Below are 25,620 nucleotides of genomic sequence, written 5' to 3'. Positions count from 1 at the left end.
CAGCTTGCCCGGCGGAACCGCTGCTTCCGCCCCTCACCTGCGGAAACGAGAGTTCCCCGAGTGGCGAGATGGGTGTTTTCTCCCCGATGTTCCTCTTTTGAACATCGGGGAGCGCTGTGTTTACGGTCGGAACCGCTCGCCACCGCGGGCACCACTGACCGTCACGCCGAATCCTGCCGTCGGTCGGGGGGAGTACTCGTCGCTCAGAGCGCCGAAGGCAGGAGCGGGGGACCCAAGGTAAGCGCCGGACCCGGCCGTTGAGGATGAACGGCCGATCACGGCTTGGGGTGAAGCTGCGCGCTGGACGCGCGGCCGGGCAACTCACTTGGCCCGAACCCGACAGCTCACCTCGTAGGCGTCGGTGAGGAGAAGTTCCATGCTGCGTTTCAGCAATGGCAAGCACCGTCGCCCGACCGTTTTCCATCGCGCTTCCCGTATCGCCGCGCTCGCCGGTGTCGCCGGTGCGGCCGTGGCCGCCCCGCTGCTCGGCGCGACCTCCGCCTCCGCCGCGACCACGTCCGAGTGGGACCAGGTCGCCCAGTGCGAGGCCGGCGGCAACTGGTCCATCAACACCGGCAACGGCTACTACGGCGGCCTGCAGTTCTCGTCCTCCACCTGGGCCGCGTACGGCGGCACCGCCTACGCCGCGTCGGCCGACCAGGCCTCCAAGTCCCAGCAGATCGCGGTCGCCGAGAAGGTCCTGGCCGGCCAGGGCAAGGGTGCCTGGCCGAGCTGTGGCGTGGGCCTGTCCAACGCCGCCAACGACGGCGGCTCCGCCGAGCCGTCCCAGGCCCCGGCCCCGGCTCCCGCCCCGGAGCGCGCCGAGGCCCCGACCACCCGCTCCGAGCGCGCCGAGGCCCCCGCCCCGGCCGCGAAGCCCGCCGCCAAGGGCTTCGAGAAGGGCGACGGCGAGTACAAGGTCAAGGCCGGCGACACCCTCGGCACGATCGCCGAGGAGAAGAAGGTCGAGGGCGGCTGGAAGAAGCTGTTCGACCTGAACAAGGACATCGTCGACGACGCCGACGTGATCTACCCGGGCCAGCAGCTCCACCTGAGCTGACCCCCGGGCCCCAGAGCCCCCCGGTCCGGCGCCTATTCCCCCGTACGCGCCGGGCCGGGGTTTTGCCTGTCAGCGGCACGCGAACCCATTACCGGCAGGTAGGTTCGGTGCGCTTTCTCCCGTACGCGGCTGTTCATGCGCTTTTTCGTCCCAGGGGGCGGGCATCGGCCGGCTGATGTCCCGGAGCCGGTTAGGCTCTTGCCGCAAGGCCAATGAGACCCTGCACCTCATAGCGTCACATCCCATAAGGAGATGCTCGTGCCGTCCATCGACGTCGTCGTAGCCCGGGAAATCCTGGACTCCCGAGGCAACCCCACGGTCGAGGTCGAGGTTGGCCTCGACGACGGCAGCACGGGTCGTGCTGCTGTTCCCTCCGGCGCCTCCACCGGTGCGTTCGAGGCTCTCGAGCTCCGCGACGGTGACCAGAACCGCTACCTCGGCAAGGGTGTCGAGAAGGCCGTCCTCGCCGTCATCGAGCAGATCGGCCCGGAGCTCGTCGGCTACGACGCCACCGAGCAGCGCCTGATCGACCAGGCGATGTTCGACCTGGACGCCACCCCGGACAAGTCCTCCCTCGGCGCCAACGCCATCCTCGGCGTCTCCCTCGCCGTGGCGCACGCCGCCTCCGAGGCCTCCGACCTGCCGCTCTTCCGCTACCTCGGCGGCCCGAACGCGCACCTGCTGCCCGTTCCGATGATGAATATCCTCAACGGTGGGTCGCACGCCGACTCCAACGTGGACATCCAGGAGTTCATGATCGCGCCGATCGGCGCGGAGTCCTTCTCCGAGGCCCTGCGCTGGGGCGCCGAGGTCTACCACACCCTCAAGTCCGTCCTGAAGACCAAGGGTCTGTCCACCGGTCTCGGTGACGAGGGCGGCTTCGCGCCGAACCTCGACTCCAACCGCGCCGCCCTGGACCTCATCCTCGAGGCCATCAAGCAGGCCGGTTACGTCCCGGGCAAGGACATCGCGCTCGCGCTCGACGTCGCCGCGTCCGAGTTCTACAAGGACGGCTCGTACGAGTTCGAGGGCAAGTCCCGCTCGGCCGCCGAGATGACCGAGTACTACGAGGAGCTCGTCGCGGCGTACCCGCTCGTCTCCATCGAGGACCCGCTCTTCGAGGACGACTGGGCCGGCTGGAAGGTCCTCACCGACAAGCTGGGCACCAAGGTCCAGATCGTCGGCGACGACCTCTTCGTCACCAACCCGGAGCGTCTGGCCCGCGGCATCGAGGACGGCGCCGCCAACGCGCTGCTCGTCAAGGTCAACCAGATCGGCTCGCTGACCGAGACCCTGGACGCCGTGGAGCTCGCGCAGCGCAGCGGCTTCAAGTGCATGATGTCCCACCGCTCCGGCGAGACCGAGGACGTCACCATCGCCGACCTGGCCGTCGCCACCAACTGCGGCCAGATCAAGACCGGCGCCCCGGCCCGCTCCGAGCGCGTCGCCAAGTACAACCAGCTGCTGCGCATCGAGGAGATCCTCGACGACGCCGCGGTGTACGCCGGGCGCAGCGCCTTCCCCCGGTTTCGCTCGTCGAACTGATTGAGCGGGGCAAGGGCTGAGCGCTAGCCAGTCGTACGTACGTCCCCGGCCGCGGTCCCGTACCGTGTCCGGGGACGTACGCGCGTAATGGGAGGGCGAGACCATGGCACGCAGAGGGGACCGGGACCGGTTCTCCACAGCGACCAGCCTGCGGCTGCTCGGTGAGCAGACCGCCGCCCGCGTCTACCGTTCCCAGAACCGCCGGCAGGCCCGCCGCTCCCGGCTCACCGGCCGGGCGGCCTTCCTTGCGCTGATCGTCTGCTCCCTGGTTGTCGCGCTCGCGTATCCGATGCGTCAGTACGTCTCCCAGCGTGCCGACATCGCCGACCAGGAGCGCCGCATCGACGAGGCCCGGGAGGTGGTGGAGCAGCTCCGGGACGAGAAGGCGCGCCTCCAGGACGACATGTACATCCAGCGGCTGGCCCGTGAGCACCTCCATCTCGTGCATCCGGGGGAGACCGGCTACATCATGATCGGCTCCGAGGCCGCCGAGAGGCGCCGTTCCGAAGAGGGGGCGGCGGACCGCCCCTGGTACTCGAACGTCTGGGACGGCGTCGACAAGGCCGACCGCAAGCAGCACCCGTAACCCCGAGCACCACCCGTGGCGCACGTAGCCCCCGTTGAACCGCAGATCCGCAGGATCCGCAGAACCCCAGAGCAGCAGAAGCGAACAAGGCAGGCATGGAAACCCCTCCTCCCACCACCGACCCGACCGAGCCGACCGACGCGGACATCGCCGCGTTCAAGGAGCAGCTCGGCCGCCCGCCGCGCGGTCTGCGCGCGATCGCGCATCGCTGCCCGTGCGGACAGCCGGATGTCGTCGAGACCGCTCCGCGCCTCCCCGACGGCACCCCGTTCCCGACGCTGTACTACCTGACCTGCCCGCGGGCGGCGTCGGCGATCGGCACGCTCGAGGCGAACGGCGTCATGAAGGAGATGACCGAGCGTCTGGCGAACGACCCGGAGCTGGCCGCCGCGTACCGCGCCGCTCACGAGGACTACATCGCGCGCCGCGACGCCATCGAGGTGCTGCAGGGCTTCCCCAGTGCGGGCGGCATGCCCGACCGCGTGAAGTGCCTGCATGTTCTCGTCGGCCACTCGCTGGCGGCCGGCCCGGGCGTCAATCCGCTGGGCGACGAGGCGATCGCCATGCTCCCCGAGTGGTGGAGCAAGGGGCCGTGCGTGACTCCGTGCGCGAGCGTCGGGGAAAACGCAAAAGAAGACGCAGAAGACGCAGCAGAAGACCTGGGACAAGGGGACAAGCAGTGACCCGGGTCGCCGCGATCGACTGCGGTACGAACTCCATCCGCCTCCTCGTCGCCGATGCCCACCCCGATACGGGGGAGCTGGTCGACCTCGACCGGCGGATGACCATCGTCCGGCTGGGCCAGGGCGTGGACCGGACCGGGAGGCTCGCGCCCGAGGCGCTGGAGCGGACCTTCGCGGCATGCCGTGAGTACGCCGCCGTGATCAAGGAGCACGGCGCGGAGAAGCTCCGCTTCGTGGCCACCTCCGCCTCGCGCGACGCCGAGAACAGGGACGAGTTCGTGCGCGGGGTGCTGGGCATCCTGGGTGTCGAGCCCGAGGTGATCACCGGGGAGCAGGAGGCGGAGTTCTCCTTCACCGGCGCCACCAGGGAGCTCACCGGGCGCACCGATCTGCCCCAGCCGTACCTGGTGGTGGACATCGGCGGCGGCTCGACGGAGTTCGTCGTCGGCGAGGAGCACGTCAGGGCCGCGCGGTCCGTGGACATCGGCTGTGTACGGCTGACGGAGCGGCACGCGCCGAGCAGCCCGGCGACCCCGGCGCAGATCTCCGCGATACGCGCCGACGTCGAGGCGGCGCTCGATCTGGCCGAGCAGACGGTGCCGATCGACGAGGCGCGGACGCTGGTCGGGCTCGCGGGTTCGGTGACCACGGTGGCCGGGATCGCGCTCGGCCTGGACGCGTACGACTCGGCGGCGATCCATCACGCGCGGATCTCCTACGAGCAGGTCCAGGACGTCACCGGCATGCTGCTGAACTCCACCCACGACGAGCGCGCGGCGATCGGTGTGATGCACCCGGGCCGGGTCGACGTCATCGCTGCGGGGGCGCTGGTACTGCTCACGATCATGCAGCGGATCGGGGCCCGGGACGTGGTCGTCAGCGAGCACGACATCCTCGACGGGATCGCCTGGTCGATCGTCTAGGGCCCGCCCGGGGACCGGCTGGCGGCCGCTTCACGGCTGCCTCGCAACGAACTTCGTGAAGTTCTTCACAAGGAAAAGGTCCCTGATGGGGGCCGTGAGGGGTGGAAAGCCCCCCGCCGCTCCTCCATTGGGCTCAGGCGCGCGCATTCCGGACGGTACCGGGCGCGTTGCGGGGGCGGTCACGGGACCGGTGGTCCACCTCGGGTTGGCCCTTAGGGGCCAGCTCACGAGGGGCGAACAGCGTTTGCCTTTACACCGTGGTCCCCCTGTGGCGCCATGACCTCGGTCACGTGGGCCGCGCAGTGTAGCAGAGCGGTGTAGGGACCTTGTGAAGGGGCTCACGAGCACCCCCTCCGAGGGGGGTGGATACTCGATGGCATGAGCACCACGGAGCGTCCCAGGATCCTCGTAGTAGGCGGTGGGTACGTAGGCCTGTACGCAGCTCGACGCATTCTGAAGAAGATGCGTTACGCGGAAGCGACCGTCACGGTCGTGGACCCGCGCTCGTACATGACGTACCAGCCCTTCCTCCCCGAAGCCGCCGCCGGCAGCATCTCGCCGAGGCACGTCGTCGTACCGCTGCGACGCGTTCTGCCCAAGGCCGAGGTGCTCACCGGTCGCGTCACGACCATCGATCAGGACCGCAAGGTCGCCACCGTCGCGCCGCTGGTCGGCGAGGCGTACGAGCTGCCCTTCGACTACCTGGTCGTCGCGCTCGGCGCGATCTCCCGTACCTTCCCGATACCCGGCCTCGCCGAGCAGGGCATCGGCATGAAGGGCATCGAGGAGGCCATCGGCCTGCGCAACCACGTACTCGAGCAGCTGGACAAGGCCGACTCGACGACCGATGAGGACGTCCGCCGCAAGGCGTTGACCTTCGTCTTCGTGGGCGGCGGCTTCGCCGGTGCGGAGACCATCGGCGAGGTGGAGGACCTGGCCCGCGACGCGGCCAAGTACTACTCCAACGTCAAGCGCGAGGACATGCGCTTCATCCTGGTCGACGCCGCGGACAAGATCCTTCCCGAGGTCGGGCCGAAGCTGGGCAAGTACGGCAAGGAGCACCTGGAGGGCCGCGGGGTCGAGGTCTACCTCTCCACCTCGATGGACTCCTGCGTGGACGGCCACGTGGTGCTGAAGAACGGCCTCGAGGTCGACTCCAGCACGATCGTGTGGACGGCCGGCGTGAAGCCGAACCCGGCGCTGGCCCGCTACGGCCTGCCGCTCGGCCCGCGCGGCCACGTGGACTGCAGCGAGAAGCTCCAGGTCCAGGGCACCGACTACATCTGGGCCGCGGGCGACAACGCCCAGGTCCCGGACATCGCCGCCCGCAAGGCCGGCGTCGAGAACGCCTGGTGCCCGCCGAACGCCCAGCACGCGCTGCGTCAGGCGAAGATCCTCGGCGACAACGTCATCTCGGGCATGCGCGGCTTCCCGCAGACGACGTACAGCCACGCCAACAAGGGTGCGGTGGCCGGGCTCGGCCTGCACAAGGGCGTCGCGATGATCGTCATGGGCAAGGTGAAGATCACGCTCAAGGGCCGGCTCGCCTGGTACATGCACCGTGGCTACCACGGCATGGCGATGCCGACCTGGAACCGCAAGATCCGCGTCTTCGCCGACTGGACCCTGGCGATGTTCCTCAAGCGTGAGGTGGTCTCCCTCGGCGCGATGGAGACGCCGCGTGAGGAGTTCTACGAGGCGGCCAAGCCGGCCCCGGCGGTCACCCCCGCCAAGGCGGAAGCCGAAAAGGCGAAGGCCTCCTAGTCCCGAGCACTGCCCCGAAGGGGCCGCCCGCCATCCGTGGTGCGGGCGGCCCCTTCGTCATGCGCGGGCAGCAACTCCCCACCCGCACACCTCTCGGGGCATCCTGCCCTTTTTGGGGCACGTAGCCGCCGTAAGGGGTATGTGAGGTACTCCACACGCCACAACATGCCTTTGTCACGGCATTGCGTGATGTCGGGAAGCACGCAGGGTGGTCGCATTGTTCACTGAAGTGCACCGCGCAGCCACGCCGCGTGGTGTGGAGCATTTCTGGGATCCACCGTCACGGAGGTGTGTGCCATGGCCGACGCCGCGCTGCGGCTGACCACTCTTGCCGAGGAGTTGCTGGGGGCCCCGCTCCCGGTCCGTATCCGGGCCTGGGACGGCAGCGAGTCCGGGCCCCCAGGCGCTCCCACCCTCGTCATCCGGCACCGGCGCGCGCTGCGCCGGCTGCTCTGGAGGCCGGGTGAGCTCGGGCTCGCCCGGGCCTGGGTCGCCGGGGAGATCGACATCGACGGCGATCTGTACACCGCCCTCGGTCTGCTCGCCGGGCTGATCTGGGAGCGCGACGACGACCGGGGCGCCGTTCATCCCGTGTTCGACCCGCGGCTGCGCGCCGCCGCCCTCGGGCTGCTGAAAGCCGGTGGCGTACTGCCCCCGCCGCCCCCGCCCGCCGAAGAAGTACGCCGCCGCTTGGGGCCGTTGCACACCAAGCGCCGCGACAAGCGGGCCATCAGCCACCACTACGATGTGGGCAACGACTTCTACGAGCTCGTCCTCGGGCCCTCCATGGTCTATTCCTGCGCCTACTGGGAGGACGGGGGAAGCCTCGAAGACGCCCAGCGCGACAAGCTCGACCTCATCTGCCGCAAGCTCGCCCTGAAGGAGGACGACCGGCTTCTCGACGTCGGATGCGGCTGGGGCTCGATGGCCATCCACGCCGCCCGCGAGTACGGCGTCCAGGTCACCGGCGTCACCCTCTCCCGTGAGCAGGCCGCCTACGCGCGCAAGCGCATCGCGGAAGAAGGCCTCACCGACCGGATCGAGATCCGCGTCCAGGACTACCGGGACGTCAGGGACGGGCCGTACGACGCGATTTCCTCCATCGGCATGGCAGAACACGTCGGCGCCGTGCGCTACCGCGAGTACGCCGACCAGCTCTTCGCCCTCCTCAAGCCCGGCGGCCGCCTCCTCAACCACCAGATCGCCCGCCGCCCCGAGCACGACGAATCCGCCTACCGCGTGGACGACTTCATCGACCGGTACGTGTTCCCGGACGGCGAACTCGCCCCCCTGGGCGGCACCACCGCCACCATCGAAGGCGCCGGGTTCGAAGTGCGTGACGTCGAGGTGATCCGCGAGCACTACGCCCTCACCCTGCGCCACTGGGTCGCCAACCTGGAGGCCGACTGGCCGCAGGCCATACGGCTCACCACTCCCGGCCGCGCCCGCGTCTGGCGGCTCTATATGGCCGCCTGCGCGCTCGCCTTCGAGCGCAACAGGATCGGCGTCAACCAGATCCTGGCGGTGAAGACGCCGGAGGGCGGCGCTTCCGGGCTGCCCCTTCGCGCCCGCGACTGGCGCTAGATCCGAGGCACGACGTACGAAGGCACCACGGCACCACGGCACCACGGCACCACGACGCCCCGCCGTACGACGGCACCACGGCACCACGGCACCCCGGCACGACGTACGACGGCACCACGGCACAGGTGAAGGGCCCCGCGACCACTGACGGTCGCGCGGGCCCTTCACCTGTCGTACGAGACCGACTACTCGGTCTTGATCGCCGTCAGCATGTTCAGCTTCGCCGCACTGCGCGCCGGCCACAGCGCCGCCAGCACTCCGACCACCCCGGCCAGCAGCAGGAAGATCCCGATCCGGTCCCACGGCATGACCAGCACGTACCCGGGGATATCGGACCTGATCGACTCGCCGATCGCCCAGGCCACGAAGGAACCGAGGCCGATGCCGATCAGAGCGCCGAAGAGCGAGATCACCACCGCCTCCAGGCGGATCATGCGCTTGACCTTGCGGCGGTCCAGGCCGATCGCCCGCAGCATGCCGATCTCCTGCTGCCGCTCGAAGACCGACATCGCGAGGGTGTTGATGACGCCGAGCACCGCGATGATCAGGGCCATCGCCAGCAGGCCGTACATGATGTTCAGCAAGGTGTTGATCATGCCGCCGAACATGTTCCGGATGTCCTGCTGGTCCATGATGCTCATCGCCGGGCTGTCACCCAGCGCGTCCACCAGCGCCTTCTCGTTCGCCGCGGTCGCGCCGCCGTCCATCTTCACCCAGACCTCGGGGATGTACGGCTTCGGCTCGAACGGCGCGAGGACGTCCGTCGACAGGAGCATGGGGTCGAGGAGCTCGTTCGCCTTGTAGACCGCGCCGACCGTCAGGTTCTTCGTTTCCGCCTTGCCGCCGTCGCTGTCGCCGCCGAACTTCGCCGGCAGCGTGTCACCGGCCTTCCAGCCGTTCGACTTTGCCATCTCCTCGTCGATCGCGATCTGGCCCTTGCTGAGCGTGGCCAGCGAGCCGGAGACCGTCTCGAGGTGGAAGACCTTCTCCACGGCCCCGGGAGTGACCGCGGACACGGAGTGCCACGAGCCCTTGATCTCCAGCGAGGAGGTCTGCTTCGGGGAGACCGCGCCGGCTCCCTTCGCCTTCTCCAGCGCGTCGAGCGCCGACTTGTCCAGCCCGCCGCCGCCGGCCATCGTCACCAGGTAGTCGGCCTTGATGTTGTCCGTGGTCGCCTTGTCCACGGCACGGCCCAGCGTGACGCCGAGCACCGAGAGCCCGGTGACCAGGGTGAGGCCGATGGCCAGCGCGGAGGCGGTGGCACCGGTACGGCGCGGGTTGCGCACCGCGTTCTGCCCGGCCAGCTTGCCGGAGACCCCGAAGACGCGGCGCAGCAGCGGGCCCGCCAGCGCGATCACCGGCCGCGACAGCAGCGGGATCAGGATGATGACGCCGATCAGGGCGAAGAAGGCACCGGTCCCGATGATCACCCGGCCGTCCTTGCCGAGCGCGGCCCCGGCGGCGATGCCCACCGCGCCGAGCAGCGTGATCGCGCCGCCGATGGAGTTCCGTACGACAAGGGACTTGGTGGTCGCCACCGCGTGCACGCTGCTCATCGCCGCCACCGGCGGGATCTTCGCGGCCCGGCGGGCGGGCAGCCACGAGGCGAGCACGGTGACCAGTACGCCGACGACGACGGCGGCGATGATCGCGGTGGGCGAGATGATCAGCGGCCCCGCCGGCACCTTCGCACCGAAGGAGGTCATCGCGGAACGCAGACCGGTCGCGAGCCCGATACCGAGGACGAAGCCGATCACGGAGGCGATCGCGCCGACCACCAGCGCCTCGAGCATCACCGAGCGCTTGACCTGCCGGCGCGAGGCGCCGACGGCGCGCATCAGCGCCAGCTCCCTGGTGCGCTGGGCCACCAGCATGGTGAAGGTGTTGGCGATCAGGAAGATGCCGACGAAGAGGGAGATGCCCGCGAAGACAAGCAGAACCGTGTTGAGGGTACTCAGGCCCTGCTCGGTCATCTTCGCCTCGTCGGCGGCGAGCTGCTTGCCGGTCTGCGCGCCGGCGTCCTTGGGCAGCAGCGGCTCGACGGCGTCCAGGATCTTCTGGTCGGAGGCGCCGGCCGCGGCGGCGATCGTGACGTCCTTGAAGTAGCCGGGCTGCAGATACAGCTTCTGCGCGGCGGGGGTGTCGAACAGGACCAGGCTGCCGCCCGCGTTGACCGCGCCGTCCTCGGTGGTGAAGACACCGGAGAGGGTGTACTCCTTCACCGGGCCGTTGGTCGCGACCCGCACGGTGTCCCCGACCCGGTACTTGCCCTTGTCCGCGGAGTCCTGGTCGAGGGCTATCTGACCGTCCTTCACCGGGCCCGAGCCGTCGGTGAAGTCGTACTGGGCGTCCTTGCCGTCCTTGCCGGGCGAGAAGTTCGCGCCGGTGTTGGACCAGCCGTTGCCGATCAGCTTGCCGTCCTGGTCGGCGACCCCGGCGAAGCCGGAGACCCGTCCGGTGGCGTGGGCGACCCCGTCCAGACCCCGGATCTTCTCCAGGGTCTTCGTGCTGATGCCGGCGTCCTTCTTGCCGTCGGTCTGGCCGGCGTACGTGGTGACGGCGACCGCGACATTGTCGTAGCTCTTGGCCGACTGCTTGCGGTAGGCGTTGCCGAGGGTGTCGGTGAAGACCAGGGTGCCGGAGACGAACGCCACGCCGAGCATTACGGCGAGTACGGTCATCAGCAGCCTGGCCTTGTGCGCGAGCACATTGCGCAGGGCGGTACGGAACATGTCTGTGTCAGTCCTGTGGTGAGAGCCGGAGGTCTACGGAACGGCGGTCGTTCAGCTGGTCCGGCCCTTGGCGTCGAAGGCCTTCATCCGGTCGAGGACGCCGTCGGCGGTGGGCCGGAGCATCTCGTCGACGATCCGGCCGTCCGCCAGGAAGATCACCCGGTCGGCGTAGGAGGCGGCCACCGGGTCGTGCGTGACCATGACGACGGTCTGGCCCAGCTCGCGTACGGAGTTGCGCAGGAAGCCCAGCACCTCGGCGCCCGAGCGCGAGTCCAGGTTTCCGGTCGGCTCGTCACCGAAGATGATCTCCGGCTGCGAGGCCAGGGCGCGGGCGACGGCGACGCGCTGCTGCTGGCCGCCGGAGAGTTCGGTGGGGCGGTGGCTGAGGCGGTCCCTCAGCCCCACCATGTCGATGACCCGCTGCAGCCACTCCTTGTTGGGTTTGCGGCCGGCGATGTCCATGGGGAGGGTGATGTTCTCCTGTGCCGTCAGCGTCGGCAGCAGGTTGAACGCCTGGAAGATGAAGCCGATCTTGTCCCGGCGCAGCTGGGTCAGCTGCTTGTCCTTCAGCGACCCGAGCTCGGTCTCACCGATCCGTACGGAGCCGGAGCTGAAGCTGTCCAGTCCGGCGACGCAGTGCATCAGCGTGGACTTGCCGGAGCCCGACGGACCCATGATCGCGGTGAACTCGGCCTGATGGAAGTTCACGGTGACCTGGTCCAGGGCGACCACCTGGGTCTCGCCCTGTCCGTACACCTTGGACAGTTCCGTGGCGCGGGCTGCCACTGCGGTGGCGCGGTGAGCGAGGGGGGTGGTGGTCACGAGGGGGCACTCCTTGTTCACGGTGTTGTGCGGGACCATCCCATCGTGTCCGCCGTCCCGGTGCCCGTTCCCGGGGCCCTCTTGGGTCGGACCGCACGGCCGGCTCCTCCTCCTTTGGTATGACGGTGTCCCTGAGAACGGGGGGAGGGGACGGGGCGGCGACTTTCCGTCAATCCGTTGAGCGCGAGGCGGCGGCAGAAGGCCGTGCCGGGTGGGTACGAATGCCCCTTTACCTGCACTGACGGACTCTCAGGCGCCAATAAAATAAGACAACATCGGGCCATCGCACGGCTGTCCGAGCGATCTACCCGGATAGGCTCGTGAGCCAACGCGGAGCCGCGCGCCACGCCCGGATGGTGGAACGCAGACACGGCGAGCTTAAACCTCGCTGGCCTTCGGGCCGTGCCGGTTCGAGTCCGGCTCCGGGCACACTGTGCGCCTGTGACGTTAGGGGGGCACGGCTCCGAGGGGCGGTCCGGCCCCGGGCCCTGACCAGGTTCCGGGGGCCGGCCCGGTCACGATCCCGGAAAGATCCTCCCCGGGCACTAGGGTGTTCCTTTTGCTCCCGCATTACTCTTGACTCCTAGGCCGCGCAGGGTGGCCATGGAGGAGTGAGATGAGGAGCAGCAACCCGGTCTTCTCGCGACGGGGGTTCAGCCGCGACAACGGCCATGCGGGGTTCAACGCGCAGCAGCCGCAGGCCGGGGGCCCCGCCGTAGGAACCAACCCTTACGTGCAAGGCGCGGGCAACCCGTACGCCACCAACCCGTACGCACCGTCGGACACACAGCTCGGCGCCCCGCAGGCTCCCCCGCGCGGCAATGTGATGACCATCGACGACGTCGTGGCGCGCACCGCCATGACGCTCGGCACGGTCTTCGTCACCGCCACTCTCGCGTGGTTCCTGCTGCCGGTCGACGAGGCCAATCTCGGCACGTCGTACGGCATCGCGATCGGCGCCGCCCTGGTGGCCTTCGTCTTCGCGATCATCCAGGCCTTCAAGCGCAAGGCGTCGCCCGCGCTGATCCTGGCGTACGCGGCCTTCGAGGGTGTCTTCCTCGGAGTCATCTCCAGCGCCGTCTCCACCTATGTCTCGGCCGGTGCGGTCCCGCAGGCGGTGCTCGGCACCATGTCGGTCTTCGCCGGTGTGCTGTTCGCGTACAAGATGCGCTGGATCCGCGTCACCCGCCGTTTCTACGGCTTCGTGATGGCCGCGGCCATGGGCTTCGTGCTGCTCATGATGGTGAACCTGCTGTTCTCCGTCTTCGGCGGCGGTGACGGCCTCGGCTTCCGCAGCGGCGGCCTTGGCATTCTCTTCGGTGTCATCGGCATCATCCTCGGCGCGTGCTTCCTCGCCCTCGACTTCAAGCAGGTCGAGGACGGCATCGCGTACGGCGCTCCGCGCGAGGAGTCCTGGCTGGCGGCCTTCGGCCTCACCATGACCCTGGTGTGGATCTACATGGAGTTCCTGCGGCTGATCTCGATCCTGCAGGGCAACGACTGACGCAGTACCCCAGTCGTACGAAGGGCCCGCAGCATTTGCTGCGGGCCCTTCGGCGTGTTCGCACGCCTAAAGCAGCTTGCGCGCTGCGCGCCTCAGGTCGTACTCATGGATGATCGCTTTGGCATGTCCGTATGCGAGGTCGTGTTCGCTCCGGAGCCAGCTGACCTTCTCCTCGAAGCGGAAGAGGGAGGGGCCTTCATCGACGGCGCGGAGCCAGTCGGAGATTTCACGACCGGTGCAATGAGGGATTCGGGAGAGCAGATTTCGATGGGTCTCTTCGGAGAAGACTTGGGACATCGGCGCCTCCGGACGCGTTGCGCGTGTGCTCCTTCACGCCACCGTGCCTGAGCGTTCGCGTATTGGCAACAGGCCCGTGGTGGCGCATAGGCTCGCGGAGTGCTTGAAACGACTGAGCTGACGGCCGCCGTGGACCGCTTCGCCGACCGGCTGCGGGCCGCTCCGCAGAGCCGGCTGACGCGCGGTGCGGCAGCCGAGGGACTGGCGCTGGCCAGGGAATTGTCGGTACGGGCCCAGCGGATCGAGGAGCCGGGGACGCAGCCGCGGATCATGCCCGACGCGGGTGTGTTCGCGGTGGCGGACCAACTGATGGTGGCGGGCCAGGATTTGGCCGAGGCGTTGCGAACGGCCCCGTCCGGTTCCGTGGCGGAGGTTGACGAGGCCGTGGGTCTGGTGCGGGCGGCTGCGGGGCGGGCGGGCCTCTAGAGCGGGTCCTGGCTCCGGCGCGGGCCCTTGCGCGAGCCTGTGGCGCGGCCCTTCGGGTGGACCTGTGGCGCGGCCTCGGGTGGCCGCGCGGGAGGGGTCAGAGCGACGCGATCACGCGGTCCGCGAGGATGTAGACGCTCTCCTCGCCGCAGGCGAACGTCAGGGCGTACGCGCCCGAGACGCCGGAGCCGCCCAGCAGGACGGGGGTCTCGCCCACGCGCAGCGCCTCGGCGAGCCGCTCGGCGGTCTCCCGGTGGCCCGGCGTCATGCAGAGCGTCGTGCCGTCGGCGAAGACATACACATCGAGTGTGCCGAGCGGGCCCGGCCGTACGTCGGCGAGCTCCGTACGCGTCTGGGCGAGCTCCTCGAGACGGGCCACCGTGCGCTCGTGGTCGGTGACCACGGGAGTCTGGACCGGGACGAAGTCCGGGTGCGAGGGGTGGCGGCGGCGGGCAGCGGCCAGTTCGGGGGAGTCCTCGGCGAACTCCGTCACCTCGGGCAGGTCCGCCAGGTCGTCGAGCGCCTCGACGGCCTCGAAGTCCATCGCCTCAAGACCCACGAGGTCGGCCTGGCGCGGAACGTAGAAGGGAAGCTCCTCGCCGGGCGCGGCCAGGCCACCGAGCAGCGAGGGAGCGTCCGCGGCGTCGCGGGTCTCCTGCGCGGCCCAGAACGCGCGCGCCTCGGCCAGCTCACGCTCGCGTTCCTCGGCGAGCGCCTCGGCGACGGCGGCGCGTATCTCGGCGGCGGGGCTGGTACGGGCATGCGGCACGAAAGGGGTGCGGCCGGTGCTGTGCACCACCGCCAGCTCGCTGCGCAGGGCGGCAACCTGCTTACGCAGACCGTGTGCGGCGTGCAGGGCAGCGGCGCCCACGGCCGTGGCTGCGGCGGTGGTCAGCAGCAGGGCAAGAAACATGGCGCTCACTGACTTACTCCTGGTTTCAATCGATCCCCCCGACTTCCTACATCAGCTTGCGGGGAGCCCGCGCCCCCTGTCAGTGCATTACGTCACGAATTGGACAGGTCTTTTGGCCCGGGGTTTAGCCCCGGAACGGTCCTGACCTGGGGGAATGGCTCTCCCCCAGGAGATAGGTCACATCCTGGGGGAGATTCAGTCACGACTTGAGCTCCGAGGGACCCGAAAAGCGCATCAGCTCAGGCATTCCGCCGCCGTCAGCTGTTGGTCGCGTTCCGCTTCGCCTGTGCTGGGGGCAGGTGCCGCCTTCGTGCCTCAGGCGACCCCTACCCTCCGCTCCCGCTCAGCTCAGCCGCGCGTTTTGTTGGTCGCGTTCCGCTTCGCCTGTGCTGGGGGCAGGTGCCGCCTTCGTGCCTCAGGCGACCCCTACCCTCCGCTCCCGCTCAGCTCAGCCGCGCGTTTTGTTGGTCGCGTTCCGCTTCGCCTGTGCTGGGGGCAGGTGCCGCCTTCGTGCCTCAGGCGACCCCTACCCTCCGCTCCCGCTCAGCTCAGCCGCTCGATGACCATCGCCATGCCCTGGCCGCCGCCCACGCACATGGTCTCCAGGCCGAACTGCTTGTCGTGGAACTGGAGGCCGTTGATCAGCGTGCCGGTGATGCGGGCGCCGGTCATGCCGAAGGGGTGGCCGACGGCGATGGCGCCACCGTTGACGTTCAGCTTGTCGAGCGGGATGCCCAGGTCGCGGTACGAGGGGATCACCTGGGCGGCGAACGCCTCGTTGATCTCGGCCAGGTCGATGTCGTCGATGGTCAGGCCGGCGCGCTGCAGCGCCTGCTTGGACGCCTCCACGGGGCCGTACCCCATGATCTCGGGCGACAGGCCGGAGACGCCGGTGGAGACGATGCGGGCGAGCGGGGTCAGGCCGAGCTCGCGCGCCTTCGTGTCCGACATGATCACGAGGGCGGCGGCGCCGTCGTTCAACGGGCAGCAGTTCGCGGCCGTCACCAGGCCGTCGGGGCGGAAGACCGGCTTGAGGCCCGCCACGCCCTCCACGGTGACGCCGGCGCGCGGGCCGTCGTCCTTGGAGACGACGGTGCCGTCGGGGAGCGTCACGGGGGTGATCTCGCGCTCCCAGAAGCCGTTCTTGATGGCTTCCTCGGCGAGGTTCTGCGAACGGACGCCGAACTCGTCCATGTCCTGGCGGGTCACGCCCTTGAGGCGGGCCAGGTTCTCGGCGGTCTGGCCCATCGCGATGTACGCGTCCGGGACCAGGCCGTCCTCGCGCGGGTCGTGCCAGCCGGCGCCCTCGCTCTGCGCGACGGCGGCGGTGCGGGCCTCGGCGTCGGCGAAGAGCGGGTTGTGGGTGTCGGGTAGCCCGTCGCTGGAGCCCTTCACGCTCCGGGAAACCATCTCGACACCGGCGGAGATGAAGACATCACCCTCGCCGGCCTTGATGGCGTGCAGCGCCATGCGGGAGGTCTGGAGGGAGGACGAGCAGTACCGGGTGATGGTGCAGCCGGGGAGATGGTCCATCCCCATCTGCACGGCGACGATACGGCCCAGGTTGTGGCCCTGCTCGCCGCCGGGGAGGCCACAGCCGAGCATCAGGTCGTCGATGTCGCGCGGGTCGAGCTCGGGGACCTTGGCGAGGGCGGCCTGAATGATCGTGGCGGTCAGGTCGTCGGGACGCAGCTCCTTCAGGGAGCCCTTGAAGGCCCGGCCGATGGGGGAGCGGGCAGCAGAGACGATCACGGCTTCGGGCATCACGGCTCCATGAGGGCGAGTAGGCAGGACTGTCAGGGAAGTTACCCGTACGTATCGCATAGGTCACCCGGCGGGCTGTGTGACGAGGGCCTCTTTTCTAAGCGCCCGCTCAGCCCGCGGGGTGCGGGCGCGTGCACCCGGGGGTTGTTCCCCTGCCCCGCCCCTTCCCATAACGGGGGACGGCACCCCCAGGCCCCCTGAGAGGAAGTGGTTACGTGGGGGCTGACGCCCCCGCACCCCCACCATGCTGCGGCTTCGCGCCGCGGGGTCCGCCGTGAGGACCTTCGAGGTGTGAGGGCTGCCGCACCCGCACCTCACGGGCCGGCCTGCCCCTGTGTGGCGTTCCGCTGGGGAGGGGCCGTGCAGGGTCGTCCCCGCAGGGGATTGGCGGCAAAACCCGGCCCACGAAAACCGGACCCTGTATGCCGCCGACCCCGAGGAGTCGAGCCCGGAGGGGCCCCGGAACCCGCACCGTGCAGGACCCCGCACCACGGGCCCGGGCCACCCGGGCCCGCACCGGACAGGACCCCGCACCACAGGCCCGAGCCACCCGCACCCGCACCCGCAGGACCCCGCACACGTCAGGCGCGGTGAGGTTCCGAGGAGGAAGAGGGGGAAGGGGCCGGTTCCGGGGACGCTGTCGGCGTGGGGAGGCGGCGCCTGCGGCGGTGCTTCAGCAGTGCCCAGGGCGCCCGCGCCCCCGTCACCTCCGTACCCGCCTCCGCCGCCGCTGTCGCCGCCGCCGTAGCCACCGGGAGCACTCTCTCGTGGCGGTCCGGCTCCGGGCGGTCCGACTCCGGCCACAGGCCCAGCACCGCGCACAGCGTCGGCAGCACCGCCATCGCCGCCGTCGCGTACCCCTCCGCCGACGGGTGGTAGTTGTCCGCGCCGAACATCTCGCGCGGGTTCGCCGCGAACTCCGGACCCAGCAGGTCGCCCAGCGAGACCGTACGGCCCCCCTGCTCCACGACCACGATCGTCTGAGCCGCCGCAAGCTGGCGCGAGACTCTGCGGGCCATCCAGCGCAGCGGCTGGTACACCGGCTCGATCGTGCCCAGATCCGGGCACGTGCCGACGACCACCTCCGCACCCGCCGTACGCAGTCTCCGCACCGCGGCGGACATATGGCGGACGGACTGCGTGGGTGGCACCCGGTGAGTGACGTCATTCGCGCCAATCATGATCACGCACACGTCCGGCGTCCGGGTCCGGTCCGCGAGCAGCAGCGTGACCTGGCGCTCCAGATCGTCCGACATCGCACCCGGAAGGGCGATGTTGCGTACTTCCACCGGCCGCTCCGCCACCGCCGCCAGCCCGGACGCGAGCAGCGCCCCCGGCGTCTGGCCCGCGCGGCGCACCCCCTGTCCCGCCGCCGTCGAGTCGCCGAGTACGGCCAGGTACAGCGGGTCGGTGTGCCCGAAGGCCAAGCCGTACAGCCCGTCACCGCGTGGCGGGACGGGCGCCGTGCCCCCGCCCACCGAGCGTTTCGCCAGCTGCACCTCGGCGAGCACCAGACCGACGGCCGCCGCTCCGAGCAGGCCGATGCCGCCACCGCCGTACGCCGCACCCGCGGCGATGCGTCGTGCCACCCTCGCCCTCGACACAGTCCCAGCCACCTCCTCGTAGCCGACCGCCGTACTTCGGTCATCAGCTAACTGCCCCGTAGCAACCGTCGCCCAATCTCGCGCTCGTCCGCATACGCTGGCCGCACCATTACGGAGACCCCGGAGAACATTGTGCGTATTCACCACTCGATGATCAGCCTCGTCGGCAATACCCCGCTGGTGAAGCTGAACACCGTGACCGCAGGAATTCAGGCGACCGTCCTGGCCAAGGTCGAGTACTTCAATCCCGGCGGGTCGGTCAAGGACCGCATCGCCCTGCGCATGATCGAGGCGGCCGAGCAGAGCGGAGCGCTCCAGCCCGGCGGCACGATCGTCGAGCCGACCAGCGGCAACACCGGCGTCGGACTCGCCATCGTGGCCCAGCAGAAGGGCTACAAGTGCATCTTCGTCTGCCCGGACAAGGTGTCCACGGACAAGATCAATGTGCTGCGTGCGTACGGCGCCGAGGTCGTCGTCTGCCCGACGGCGGTCGACCCCGAGCACCCCGACTCGTACTACAACGTCTCGGACCGGCTGGTGCGTGAGACGCCGGGCGCCTGGAAGCCCGACCAGTACTCGAACCCGAACAACCCCCGTTCGCACTACGAGACCACCGGTCCCGAGCTGTGGGACCAGACGGACGGGCGGATCACCCACTTCGTCGCGGGCGTCGGCACCGGCGGCACGATCTCCGGAACCGGCCGCTATCTCAAGGAGATCAGCGACGGCAAGGTCAAGATCATCGGCGCGGACCCGGAGGGCTCCGTGTACTCCGGCGGCTCCGGCCGCCCCTACCTCGTCGAGGGCGTGGGCGAGGACTTCTGGCCGACGGCGTACGACGCGACCGTGACCGACGAGATCGTCGCCGTGTCCGACAAGGACTCCTTCCAGATGACGCGCCGCCTCGCCAAGGAGGAGGGCCTCCTCGTCGGCGGCTCCTGCGGCATGGCCGTGGTCGCGGCGCTGCGCGTGGCCGAGGGGCTCGGCCCCGACGACATCGTGGTCGTTCTGCTGCCGGACAGCGGCCGCGGCTACCTCAGCAAGATCTTCAACGACGAGTGGATGGCGGACTACGGCTTCCTGGAGGGCGAGGGCCCGTCCGCGAACGTCGGCGACGTGCTGGCGCACAAGGAGGGCGGCCGCATCCCCAGCCTGGTGCACATGCACCCGGAGGAGACCGTCGGCGAGGCGATCGAGGTGCTGCGGGAGTACGGCGTCTCCCAGATGCCCATCGTCAAGCCGGGCGCCGGACACCCGGACGTGATGGCCGCCGAGGTCATCGGTTCGGTCGTCGAACGCGAACTGCTGGACGCACTGTTCACGCAGCGCGCCTCGCTGACCGACCCGCTGGAGAAGCACATGTCCACGCCGTTGCCGCAGGTCGGCTCGGGTGAGCCGGTCGCCGACCTGATGACGGTGCTCGGCGAGGCGGACGCGGCGATCGTGCTGGTCGAGGGGAAGCCGACGGGCGTGGTGAGCCGTCAGGACCTGCTGGCGTTCCTCGCCAAGGGCGGCAAGTAACCGGCACAGGGCGGAGCTTCGCGCAAACGGTACGAGCACGACACGTCTGCGCAGCACCCGCTTAACACGCGTCCGGCACAGTGGTGGATGTCGACAGGGAGACCAGGCAGGGACCCCGGTCGGCGACACAAGCGGCGTCTAGGACTTCCGGAGCGGCTCCCGGACTCTCACGACGCCCAGGACGCGGACCGGCCTGACCCGGCACCGTGTCCCATGCGGGGACCGCCGTCGTCCCGCCCTCCGGTTCGCCGGGGGTGCGGCGGTCCCCGCCCATCTCCATTTCGGCGATCGGTGCGCCTCCGGGGCGTCCGCCCGCTTGCCCGTTTACCGGGTTGCCCGGTCGGCCGGGGCGAACCTGCCCGTCAGCGCGCGGGCGAAGCCGCCCAGCTCGCCAGGAGCGCGAGGCGGTCCGCCGTTGCCGAGCGCGGCTCGGGAGTGTAGATCACCAGCAGCTGGTCCGGGTCGCCGGGCAGGGTGAGTGTCTCGTACGGGAGTGTCAGCTCGCCCACCACCGGATGGGCGACGCGCTTCACGCCGTACGTCTTGTCCTTGACCTGGTGGTCGGCCCACAGTCGCCGGAAGTCCTCGCTCTTCACCGACAACTCGCCCACCAGCGCCGACAGCTGACGGTCGTTCGGGTGGCGACCCGCGTTCAGGCGCAGATACGCCACGACCTCGGCGGCCACCGCCGCCCACTCCGGGTACAGCTCGTGCGCGGCCGGGTCGAGGAAGACATGGCGGGGGATGTTCCGCGCCTCGGGCGGCACGGCCGAGTAGCCGGAGACAGCGTCGCCCAGGGCGTTCCAGGCGAGGACGTCCATGCGCCGGCCGAAGACGAAGGCGGGAGCCTTCTCGATGGTGTCGAGCAGCAGTTGCACGCCGGGGCGCACCCGCCCGGCGGGGGTGGTCACGGGGCGCTTCTGCGCCGGGCGGGCCAGGGACCGCAGATGCTCCCGCTCGGTCTCGTCCAGGCGCAGTACCCGTGCGATCGAGTCGAGTACGGCGTCCGAGACTCCCCCGGGCTTCGTCCGGGAGGGGCCACCGGGTCCGCGGCCCTGTTCGAGCCGGATGTAGTAGTCGACGCTGACGCCCGCGAGCTGCGCGACCTCCTCACGGCGCAGGCCGGGCACCCGGCGCCGGCCGTACGACGTCAGTCCCACCTCCCCGGGCTGGATACGGGCGCGCCGCGAGCGCAGGAAGTCTCCGAGTTCGCCGTCCATGATGCCGAGCGTAGGCGAGAGCCCGTTATCGAGCCTGGTACTGGCAGACCCAGGAAAACCGCAGCCCTGGGTGCGGGCGGCCGCGGCGCTGACAGTGGTGGACGTCAAGCACCGAACCCGTACAGGAGAACCCGACATGAGCTACGGCATGACTCACGACCTGAGCCCCGGCATGAGTCACGACTCGAGCCCCGGCATGCGTGACGACAGTCTCGCCGGACGCACCGCGGTGATCACCGGGGCCGCCAGCGGCATGGGTGCCGCCATCGCGCGGCTGCTCGCCGCCCACGGCGCCCGGGTGGCCCTGCTGGCCCGCCGGGCCGAGCGGCTCGACGAACTGGCCGCGAAGATCACCGCTGACGGCGGCCAGGCCCTCGCGGTCACCGCCGATGTCACCGATGACACCTCCGTGGCGGCCGCGGCCGAACGCGTCCACGCCGTCTTCGGGCCCGTCGACCTGGTGGTCAACTCCGCCGGTGTGATGCTGCCGAATCCGGCAGAGGCCGGCCGGATCGACGAGTGGCAGCGGATGCTCGACACCAATGTGACGGGCGTGCTGCGGGTGATCCGGGCGTTCACCGCGGATCTGACGGCCGCGGCCGCCGACGGCCGGACCGCCGACCTCGTCAACATCTCCTCGGTCGCCGCGCACGCCGTGTTTCCCAACTACGCGGTGTACGGCGCGACCAAGGCGGCACTCACGTTCCTCTCCCAGTCACTGCGCACCGAGCTCGGGCCGCGCGATGTGCGTGTCACCAACATCGAGCCGGGGCTCACCGACTCCGAACTGCGCGACCACATCGACAACCCCGAACTCACCGGGCAGCTGGACGCCTTCGTCGAATCGATCGAGACGCTGACGTCGGACGAGATCGCCGACCTCGTGGCGTACACCGTCAGCCGCGCGCGGCACATCAATCTGCGTCAGATGGTCGTACTGCCCACGCGTCAGCCCTGAGGCGGTGCATGTTCGCCCGTGGGCGCCTGCGCCTGCGCCTGCGCTTGGGCCTGCGCTTGGGCCTGGGCCTGGGCACGGGCATGGGCATGGGACTGGGCCCATGCCCGCGCCCAAGCCCATGCCTGGGCTCAGTCCTCCCAGTCGGACTTCTCCTCGCGCCGCGGGCGCACCCACGGCCACCCGCGCGTCGCGTGGACCGTGTTCACGCCGACGATGCCGGCCCAGGCGACGATCAGGCCCGGCAGGTCGGCGTTGGCCCCCGCGATCGCCGACAGCGGGACGGCCAGGATCAGCGAGATGATGCCGAAGCCGAAGCGCTCCCCGAAGTTGGACTCTGCGGAGCGCGGGGGGCGGCTGCCTCGGGCGACGACCATCTGCTGCTCGGCCAGCTGGCGGCGGACACGGCGGTCCACCGTGCCGTCGAGGCGTTGTTCCACCTTCTCCAGGAACGATTCGACGAGCGCGGAGTCGTACTCTTCCCCCAGCTCACGGCGGGCGTGCAGGGTGGCGTCGAGCTCCTTCTTGAGCTCAGGGTCGCGGGCTTCCATAACCGTTCACGCTACGTGCGGGTGGCCGCCGCGTCAGTGGGGGTAGCCCCACTGTTTTCCCCTGGGGGTAGCTGGGGGGCGAGGATCGTACGGTCCGGGATGTGCGCGGTGTTGCGGCGGGCCAGCAGCCAGTACAGCAGGGCCGGTACGACCAGGCCGATCACCCAGGAGATGTCGGCGCCGCCCAGCGGCTCGACCAGCGGGCCGGTGTAGAAGTGCGTCACCAGGAACGGCAGCTGGGCGAGCAGCCCTGTCGCGTACACGGTCAGGGCGTCCCAGCGCCAGGCGCCGTAACGGCCGCGCGGGTCGGCGAGGGCCGGGATGTCGTACCGCTCCCGGGATATCAGGTAGTAGTCGACCAGATTGATCGCCGACCACGGGGTGAAGAAGGTCAGCAGGAAGAGCAGGAAGTCCTTGAAGGAGGCGAGGAAGCTGTCCTTGCCGAGCAGCGCGACGACCGTGCCGGCCACCATGATGCCCGCGATGTAGAGGGCCCGGCCGCGCGGTGAGAGGGACCTCTGGCCACGGAAGCCGCTGATGCTGGTCACCATCGACATGAAGCCGCCGTAGGTGTTGAGCACATTGATGGTGAGCTTGCCGAGCGCGATCACGAAGTAGAGGAGCGAGGCGATCAGTCCGGTGCCGCCGAGGGCGACGACATAGTTCACCTGGCCCGCCAGGAACGCCTCCCCGGCGGTGGCGGCGACCAGGACGCCGAAGACCATCGACCACTGGGAGCCCAGCGCCGAGCCGGAGAGCGTCCACCAGAAGGTGGCGCGGCCACTGGTCGTACGCGGCAGATAGCGGGAGTAGTCGGCGACGTACGGGCCGAACGCCAGCTGCCAGGACGCCGACAGAGAGACCGCGAGCAGGAACATCGGCAGATCGAAGGCGCGGTCGGCGAGAACGGCCGACAGGTCGATACGGTCCAGCAGACGGATGCCGAGATAGACGAAGGCGAGCGCGCAGATCACGCTGGCGATCCGGCCGAGCACATGGATGACGCGGTAGCCGATCGTCGCCATCAGGGCGGTGACCAGCGCGAAGATGACGATGCCGGGTGTCTCGCCGAGGTGGGTGAGCTCGCCGACCGCCTGGCCGGCCAGCACACTGCCGCTGGCGAAGAAGCCGACGTACATCACGATCACGAGGGCGAGCGGGATGACCGCGCCCTTCACCCCGAACTGGGCGCGGGACTGGATCATTTGGGGCAGACCGAGGCGCGGGCCCTGCGCGGAGTGCAGGGCCATCACGGCTCCGCCGAGCAGATTGCCGAGCGCCAGTCCGGCGATCGACCAGAAGGCGCCGCCGCCGAAGACGACCGCGAGCGCGCCGGTGACGACGGCGGTGATCTGGAGGTTCGCGCCGAGCCAGAGCGTGAACTGGGAGAAGGCGGTGCCGTGCCGTTCGCTGTCCGGTACGACGTCGATGGAGCGTTGTTCGACCAGGCCTGCCATGGGTCAGCTTCCCTTCTTGGTCCGGGTGTGGCGGTGCTGCGCGGTGGTGCTGCTCAACTCCTGCTGAGGACGGAGCAGTTCGTCCTGGAGCCGGGTACGCACGACCGGGTCGACCACTACGGGCAGCGCGCCGAAGAGTAGACCGACCGTCTCCAGGGGTTCGATGACGTGTCCGACGGAGCGGCGCAGCTCCGCGGCGTCCTGCGTCAGGACGTACCTGCCGCCGGCATGGAAGGCGCCGGTGTGGAGGGCGCCGGTGTGGAGAGCGCCGGCGGTCGGCTCGATCGTCCGGTCGGCCGTGCGGAGGGTGGTGGTCCTGCCGCATCCGGAGGATCCGGCCAGGCCGGTGATATCTCCCCGTTCTCTCGCCGGGGTGAGGCCGTGGACTGCCGTGGTGCCGCTGGGGAAGCGCTTGTTCACTGCCTCGGATTTGGTCATCAGTTGTCCCTTGCCCGGCTGCATATGGTCATGCAGAGTTCTTGGTGTCTGAATAAGTTGTCAATGCCCCGGGCTGAATCGCTGGTTACGGATGCTCGGAAGGCAAGACGGACCGTCCGGAGAAGGAGGGGTTTGCGCATGATGTCGTCCCAGATGCTGGACTCGCCCACCGGCGTCGTGGTCCTCGCCCTCGACGAGCCCTCCCTCACCCGGCTGCGGCCCGACCCCGGGCTCCCGGTGGGCCGGGCCTCCGAACCGGCCGGGAGTGTCCTCGAAGACGAGCTCGCCGACCGGTCGCTGACCGATGATGTGACGGGGGCGGCAGCGCTGCTCGACCGGTTCACCGATCTGATGAGGGGGATGGCATGAGCGACAGCCCTGCCGCACGGCTGCAGCAGCTCTTCGAGGGCCACCGGCTCACCCCCACCCAGCGGCGCATCGCGCACAGCATGGTGCGCCGGGCCGGTGACGTGCCGTTCCTGTCCAGCGTGGAACTCGCCGAGCTCGCCGGGGTCAGCCAGCCGTCCGTCACCCGCTTCGCCGTCGCGCTCGGCTTCGACGGCTACCCGGCGCTGCGCAAGCATCTGCGGGAGGTCGCACCCGCGGAGATCGAGGCGGGCCAGGACGCGTACAACGAGTACCAGCAGGCGGTTCAGGCCGAGATCGAGAACCTGCGCCACCTGTCCGAACTGCTCGCCGACCCCTCCCCGGTCGAGCGCGCGGGCCGGCTGCTGGCCGCGTCCCGCCCGCTCCCGGTGCTCGGCCTGCGGGCCGCGTCCTCGCAGGCCCGCGGCTTCGCGTACTTCGCGGCCAAGGTCCACCCCGACGTACGCCTGCTCGACGAGGGCGGCACGATGCTCGCCGACCGTATCGACGCGGCCCGGCGGGCGGGCGCGAGCGCGCTGCTGTGCTTCGCGCTGCCGCGCCATCCCAAGGAGGTCGTGGAGGCGCTGGCGTATGCGCGGTCGGCCGGTCTGAAAGTGGTGACGGTCGCGGACTCCGCCTTCGCGCCGGTGGCCGGGCACAGCGACCTGCTGATCCCGGCGGCGGTCGGTACGGGCCTGGCCTTCGACACGGCGTGTGCGCCGATGCTCCTGGGCCGGGTGCTGCTGGAGGCGATGTGCGACGACCTGCCGGACGCGCAGGCGCGGCTGGAGGAGTTCGACGCCCGGGCGGCGGCACGGGGCCTGTTCGCCGAGTAGCCGGGCCCGATGACCGGCCGCATCGCGCCCGGCTGCTCGATGTCCGGGCCACCGGTGATTCTCCTGATT

The 25,620-nt window shown here is 69.9% G+C and carries 21 protein-coding genes, 1 tRNA gene, 2 pseudogenes and 1 riboswitch; of the genes and pseudogenes, 14 read left to right on the top strand and 10 right to left on the bottom strand.

Translation table 11 applies throughout. The features are described from left to right. Nucleotides 1–199: 199 nt before the first annotated feature. Nucleotides 200–373: riboswitch (cyclic di-AMP (ydaO/yuaA leader) on the top strand. 3 nt (nucleotides 374–376) lie between these two features. The 7 genes from OG883_RS27905 (at nucleotide 377) to OG883_RS27875 (ending at nucleotide 8,145) form a co-directional block, all read left to right on the top strand. Further along, complete coding sequence (locus tag OG883_RS27905; protein WP_266546189.1) at nucleotides 377–1,060, top strand: transglycosylase family protein; 684 nt, start codon at nucleotides 377–379, stop codon at nucleotides 1,058–1,060. 252 nt (nucleotides 1,061–1,312) lie between these two features. Continuing rightward, nucleotides 1,313–2,605, top strand: a complete 1,293-nt coding sequence (eno, locus tag OG883_RS27900) for a phosphopyruvate hydratase (RefSeq protein WP_266546185.1) — start codon at nucleotides 1,313–1,315, stop codon at nucleotides 2,603–2,605. 103 nt (nucleotides 2,606–2,708) lie between these two features. Next, the gene (locus tag OG883_RS27895) at nucleotides 2,709–3,191 is read left to right on the top strand and encodes a septum formation initiator family protein (protein WP_266546182.1); all 483 of its coding nucleotides are present in this window, start codon (nucleotides 2,709–2,711) and stop codon (nucleotides 3,189–3,191) included. Between the two features lie 95 nt (nucleotides 3,192–3,286). Then, nucleotides 3,287–3,874, top strand: coding sequence for a DUF501 domain-containing protein (locus tag OG883_RS27890; RefSeq protein WP_266546179.1), 588 nt, complete (start codon nucleotides 3,287–3,289; stop codon nucleotides 3,872–3,874). Continuing rightward, complete coding sequence (locus OG883_RS27885) at nucleotides 3,871–4,797, top strand: Ppx/GppA phosphatase family protein (protein ID WP_266546176.1); 927 nt, start codon at nucleotides 3,871–3,873, stop codon at nucleotides 4,795–4,797. Before OG883_RS27890 ends, OG883_RS27885 begins: the two co-directional genes overlap by 4 nt. A 378-nt stretch (nucleotides 4,798–5,175) precedes the next feature. Then, nucleotides 5,176–6,561 (top strand): NAD(P)/FAD-dependent oxidoreductase, encoded by a 1,386-nt coding sequence (locus tag OG883_RS27880; protein WP_266546173.1) that lies wholly within the window; start codon nucleotides 5,176–5,178, stop codon nucleotides 6,559–6,561. Between the two features lie 297 nt (nucleotides 6,562–6,858). Further along, on the top strand, nucleotides 6,859–8,145 hold the full coding sequence (locus OG883_RS27875) for a cyclopropane-fatty-acyl-phospholipid synthase family protein (protein ID WP_266546148.1): 1,287 nt from the start codon (nucleotides 6,859–6,861) through the stop codon (nucleotides 8,143–8,145). A gap of 185 nt (nucleotides 8,146–8,330) precedes the next feature. Here OG883_RS27875 and OG883_RS27870 read toward each other — a convergent pair whose 3' ends face one another. Both OG883_RS27870 and OG883_RS27865 read right to left on the bottom strand, forming a co-directional pair. Next, nucleotides 8,331–10,877, bottom strand: a complete 2,547-nt coding sequence (locus OG883_RS27870) for an ABC transporter permease (protein ID WP_266546146.1) — start codon at nucleotides 10,875–10,877, stop codon at nucleotides 8,331–8,333. A gap of 51 nt (nucleotides 10,878–10,928) precedes the next feature. Further along, complete coding sequence (locus OG883_RS27865; protein ID WP_266546144.1) at nucleotides 10,929–11,699, bottom strand: ABC transporter ATP-binding protein; 771 nt, start codon at nucleotides 11,697–11,699, stop codon at nucleotides 10,929–10,931. 347 nt (nucleotides 11,700–12,046) lie between these two features. Here OG883_RS27865 and OG883_RS27860 point away from each other — a divergent pair. After that, nucleotides 12,047–12,128, top strand: a tRNA-Leu gene (locus OG883_RS27860). 187 nt (nucleotides 12,129–12,315) lie between these two features. Continuing rightward, nucleotides 12,316–13,203: a Bax inhibitor-1/YccA family protein gene (locus OG883_RS27855; RefSeq protein ID WP_266546141.1), complete on the top strand. Its 888-nt coding sequence runs from the start codon at nucleotides 12,316–12,318 to the stop codon at nucleotides 13,201–13,203. Between the two features lie 66 nt (nucleotides 13,204–13,269). Here OG883_RS27855 and OG883_RS27850 read toward each other — a convergent pair whose 3' ends face one another. Next, nucleotides 13,270–13,500 carry a DUF4287 domain-containing protein gene (locus OG883_RS27850; protein ID WP_266546138.1) on the bottom strand — a complete coding sequence of 77 codons (231 nt, stop codon included), beginning with the start codon at nucleotides 13,498–13,500 and terminating at the stop codon, nucleotides 13,270–13,272. 99 nt (nucleotides 13,501–13,599) lie between these two features. On the opposite strand from OG883_RS27850, the gene OG883_RS27845 reads away from it, so the two are divergent. Further along, nucleotides 13,600–13,926, top strand: coding sequence for a hypothetical protein (locus tag OG883_RS27845; protein WP_266546135.1), 327 nt, complete (start codon nucleotides 13,600–13,602; stop codon nucleotides 13,924–13,926). A 97-nt stretch (nucleotides 13,927–14,023) separates the two neighbouring features. On the opposite strand, the gene OG883_RS27840 is transcribed toward OG883_RS27845, so the two are convergent. From OG883_RS27840 to OG883_RS27830, 3 genes are all read right to left on the bottom strand, one after another. Then, a complete protein-coding gene (locus OG883_RS27840; RefSeq protein WP_266549507.1) occupies nucleotides 14,024–14,839 on the bottom strand; it encodes a hypothetical protein in 816 nt (271 codons plus the stop codon). Between the two features lie 543 nt (nucleotides 14,840–15,382). Then, on the bottom strand, nucleotides 15,383–16,603 hold the full coding sequence (locus OG883_RS27835) for an acetyl-CoA C-acetyltransferase (RefSeq protein WP_266546132.1): 1,221 nt from the start codon (nucleotides 16,601–16,603) through the stop codon (nucleotides 15,383–15,385). Nucleotides 16,604–17,184: 581 nt separating this feature from the next. Then, entirely contained in the window at nucleotides 17,185–18,192 is a 1,008-nt protein-coding gene (locus OG883_RS27830; protein WP_266546129.1) for an SGNH/GDSL hydrolase family protein, read from the bottom strand. Between the two features lie 147 nt (nucleotides 18,193–18,339). Between OG883_RS27830 and OG883_RS27825 the strand changes: the two genes are divergently transcribed. Then, entirely contained in the window at nucleotides 18,340–19,728 is a 1,389-nt protein-coding gene (locus OG883_RS27825; RefSeq protein ID WP_266546126.1) for a cystathionine beta-synthase, read from the top strand. Between the two features lie 362 nt (nucleotides 19,729–20,090). Here OG883_RS27825 and OG883_RS27820 read toward each other — a convergent pair whose 3' ends face one another. Next, nucleotides 20,091–20,948: a helix-turn-helix transcriptional regulator gene (locus OG883_RS27820; protein WP_266546124.1), complete on the bottom strand. Its 858-nt coding sequence runs from the start codon at nucleotides 20,946–20,948 to the stop codon at nucleotides 20,091–20,093. Between the two features lie 196 nt (nucleotides 20,949–21,144). Here OG883_RS27820 and OG883_RS27815 point away from each other — a divergent pair, with 196 nt between their 5' ends. Beyond that, the gene (locus OG883_RS27815) at nucleotides 21,145–21,906 is read left to right on the top strand and encodes an SDR family oxidoreductase (protein ID WP_266549506.1); all 762 of its coding nucleotides are present in this window, start codon (nucleotides 21,145–21,147) and stop codon (nucleotides 21,904–21,906) included. A gap of 128 nt (nucleotides 21,907–22,034) precedes the next feature. Here the strand turns inward: OG883_RS27815 and OG883_RS27810 are convergent, their stop codons facing one another. The 3 genes and pseudogenes from OG883_RS27810 to OG883_RS27800 all read right to left on the bottom strand — a co-directional run. Continuing rightward, a complete protein-coding gene (locus OG883_RS27810) occupies nucleotides 22,035–22,454 on the bottom strand; it encodes a hypothetical protein (protein ID WP_266546121.1) in 420 nt (139 codons plus the stop codon). A gap of 11 nt (nucleotides 22,455–22,465) precedes the next feature. Beyond that, nucleotides 22,466–23,911 (bottom strand): cytosine permease, encoded by a 1,446-nt coding sequence (locus OG883_RS27805; protein ID WP_266546119.1) that lies wholly within the window; start codon nucleotides 23,909–23,911, stop codon nucleotides 22,466–22,468. A gap of 60 nt (nucleotides 23,912–23,971) precedes the next feature. Further along, nucleotides 23,972–24,349, bottom strand: a pseudogene (locus tag OG883_RS27800) (hypothetical protein); the annotation flags it as partial. Between the two features lie 210 nt (nucleotides 24,350–24,559). Between OG883_RS27800 and OG883_RS27795 the strand changes: the two are divergent. Next, a pseudogene (locus OG883_RS27795) lies at nucleotides 24,560–24,718 on the top strand (histidine ammonia-lyase); the annotation flags it as partial. Then, the gene (locus OG883_RS27790) at nucleotides 24,715–25,551 is read left to right on the top strand and encodes a MurR/RpiR family transcriptional regulator (protein WP_266546117.1); all 837 of its coding nucleotides are present in this window, start codon (nucleotides 24,715–24,717) and stop codon (nucleotides 25,549–25,551) included. The pseudogene OG883_RS27795 and the gene OG883_RS27790, both read left to right, overlap by 4 nt. Nucleotides 25,552–25,620 lie beyond the last annotated feature (69 nt).

It is taken from the genome of Streptomyces sp. NBC_01142 (genome assembly GCF_026341125.1).
GTDB lineage: Bacteria > Actinomycetota > Actinomycetes > Streptomycetales > Streptomycetaceae > Streptomyces.
This window is presented reverse-complemented; position numbering and strand designations above follow the sequence as displayed.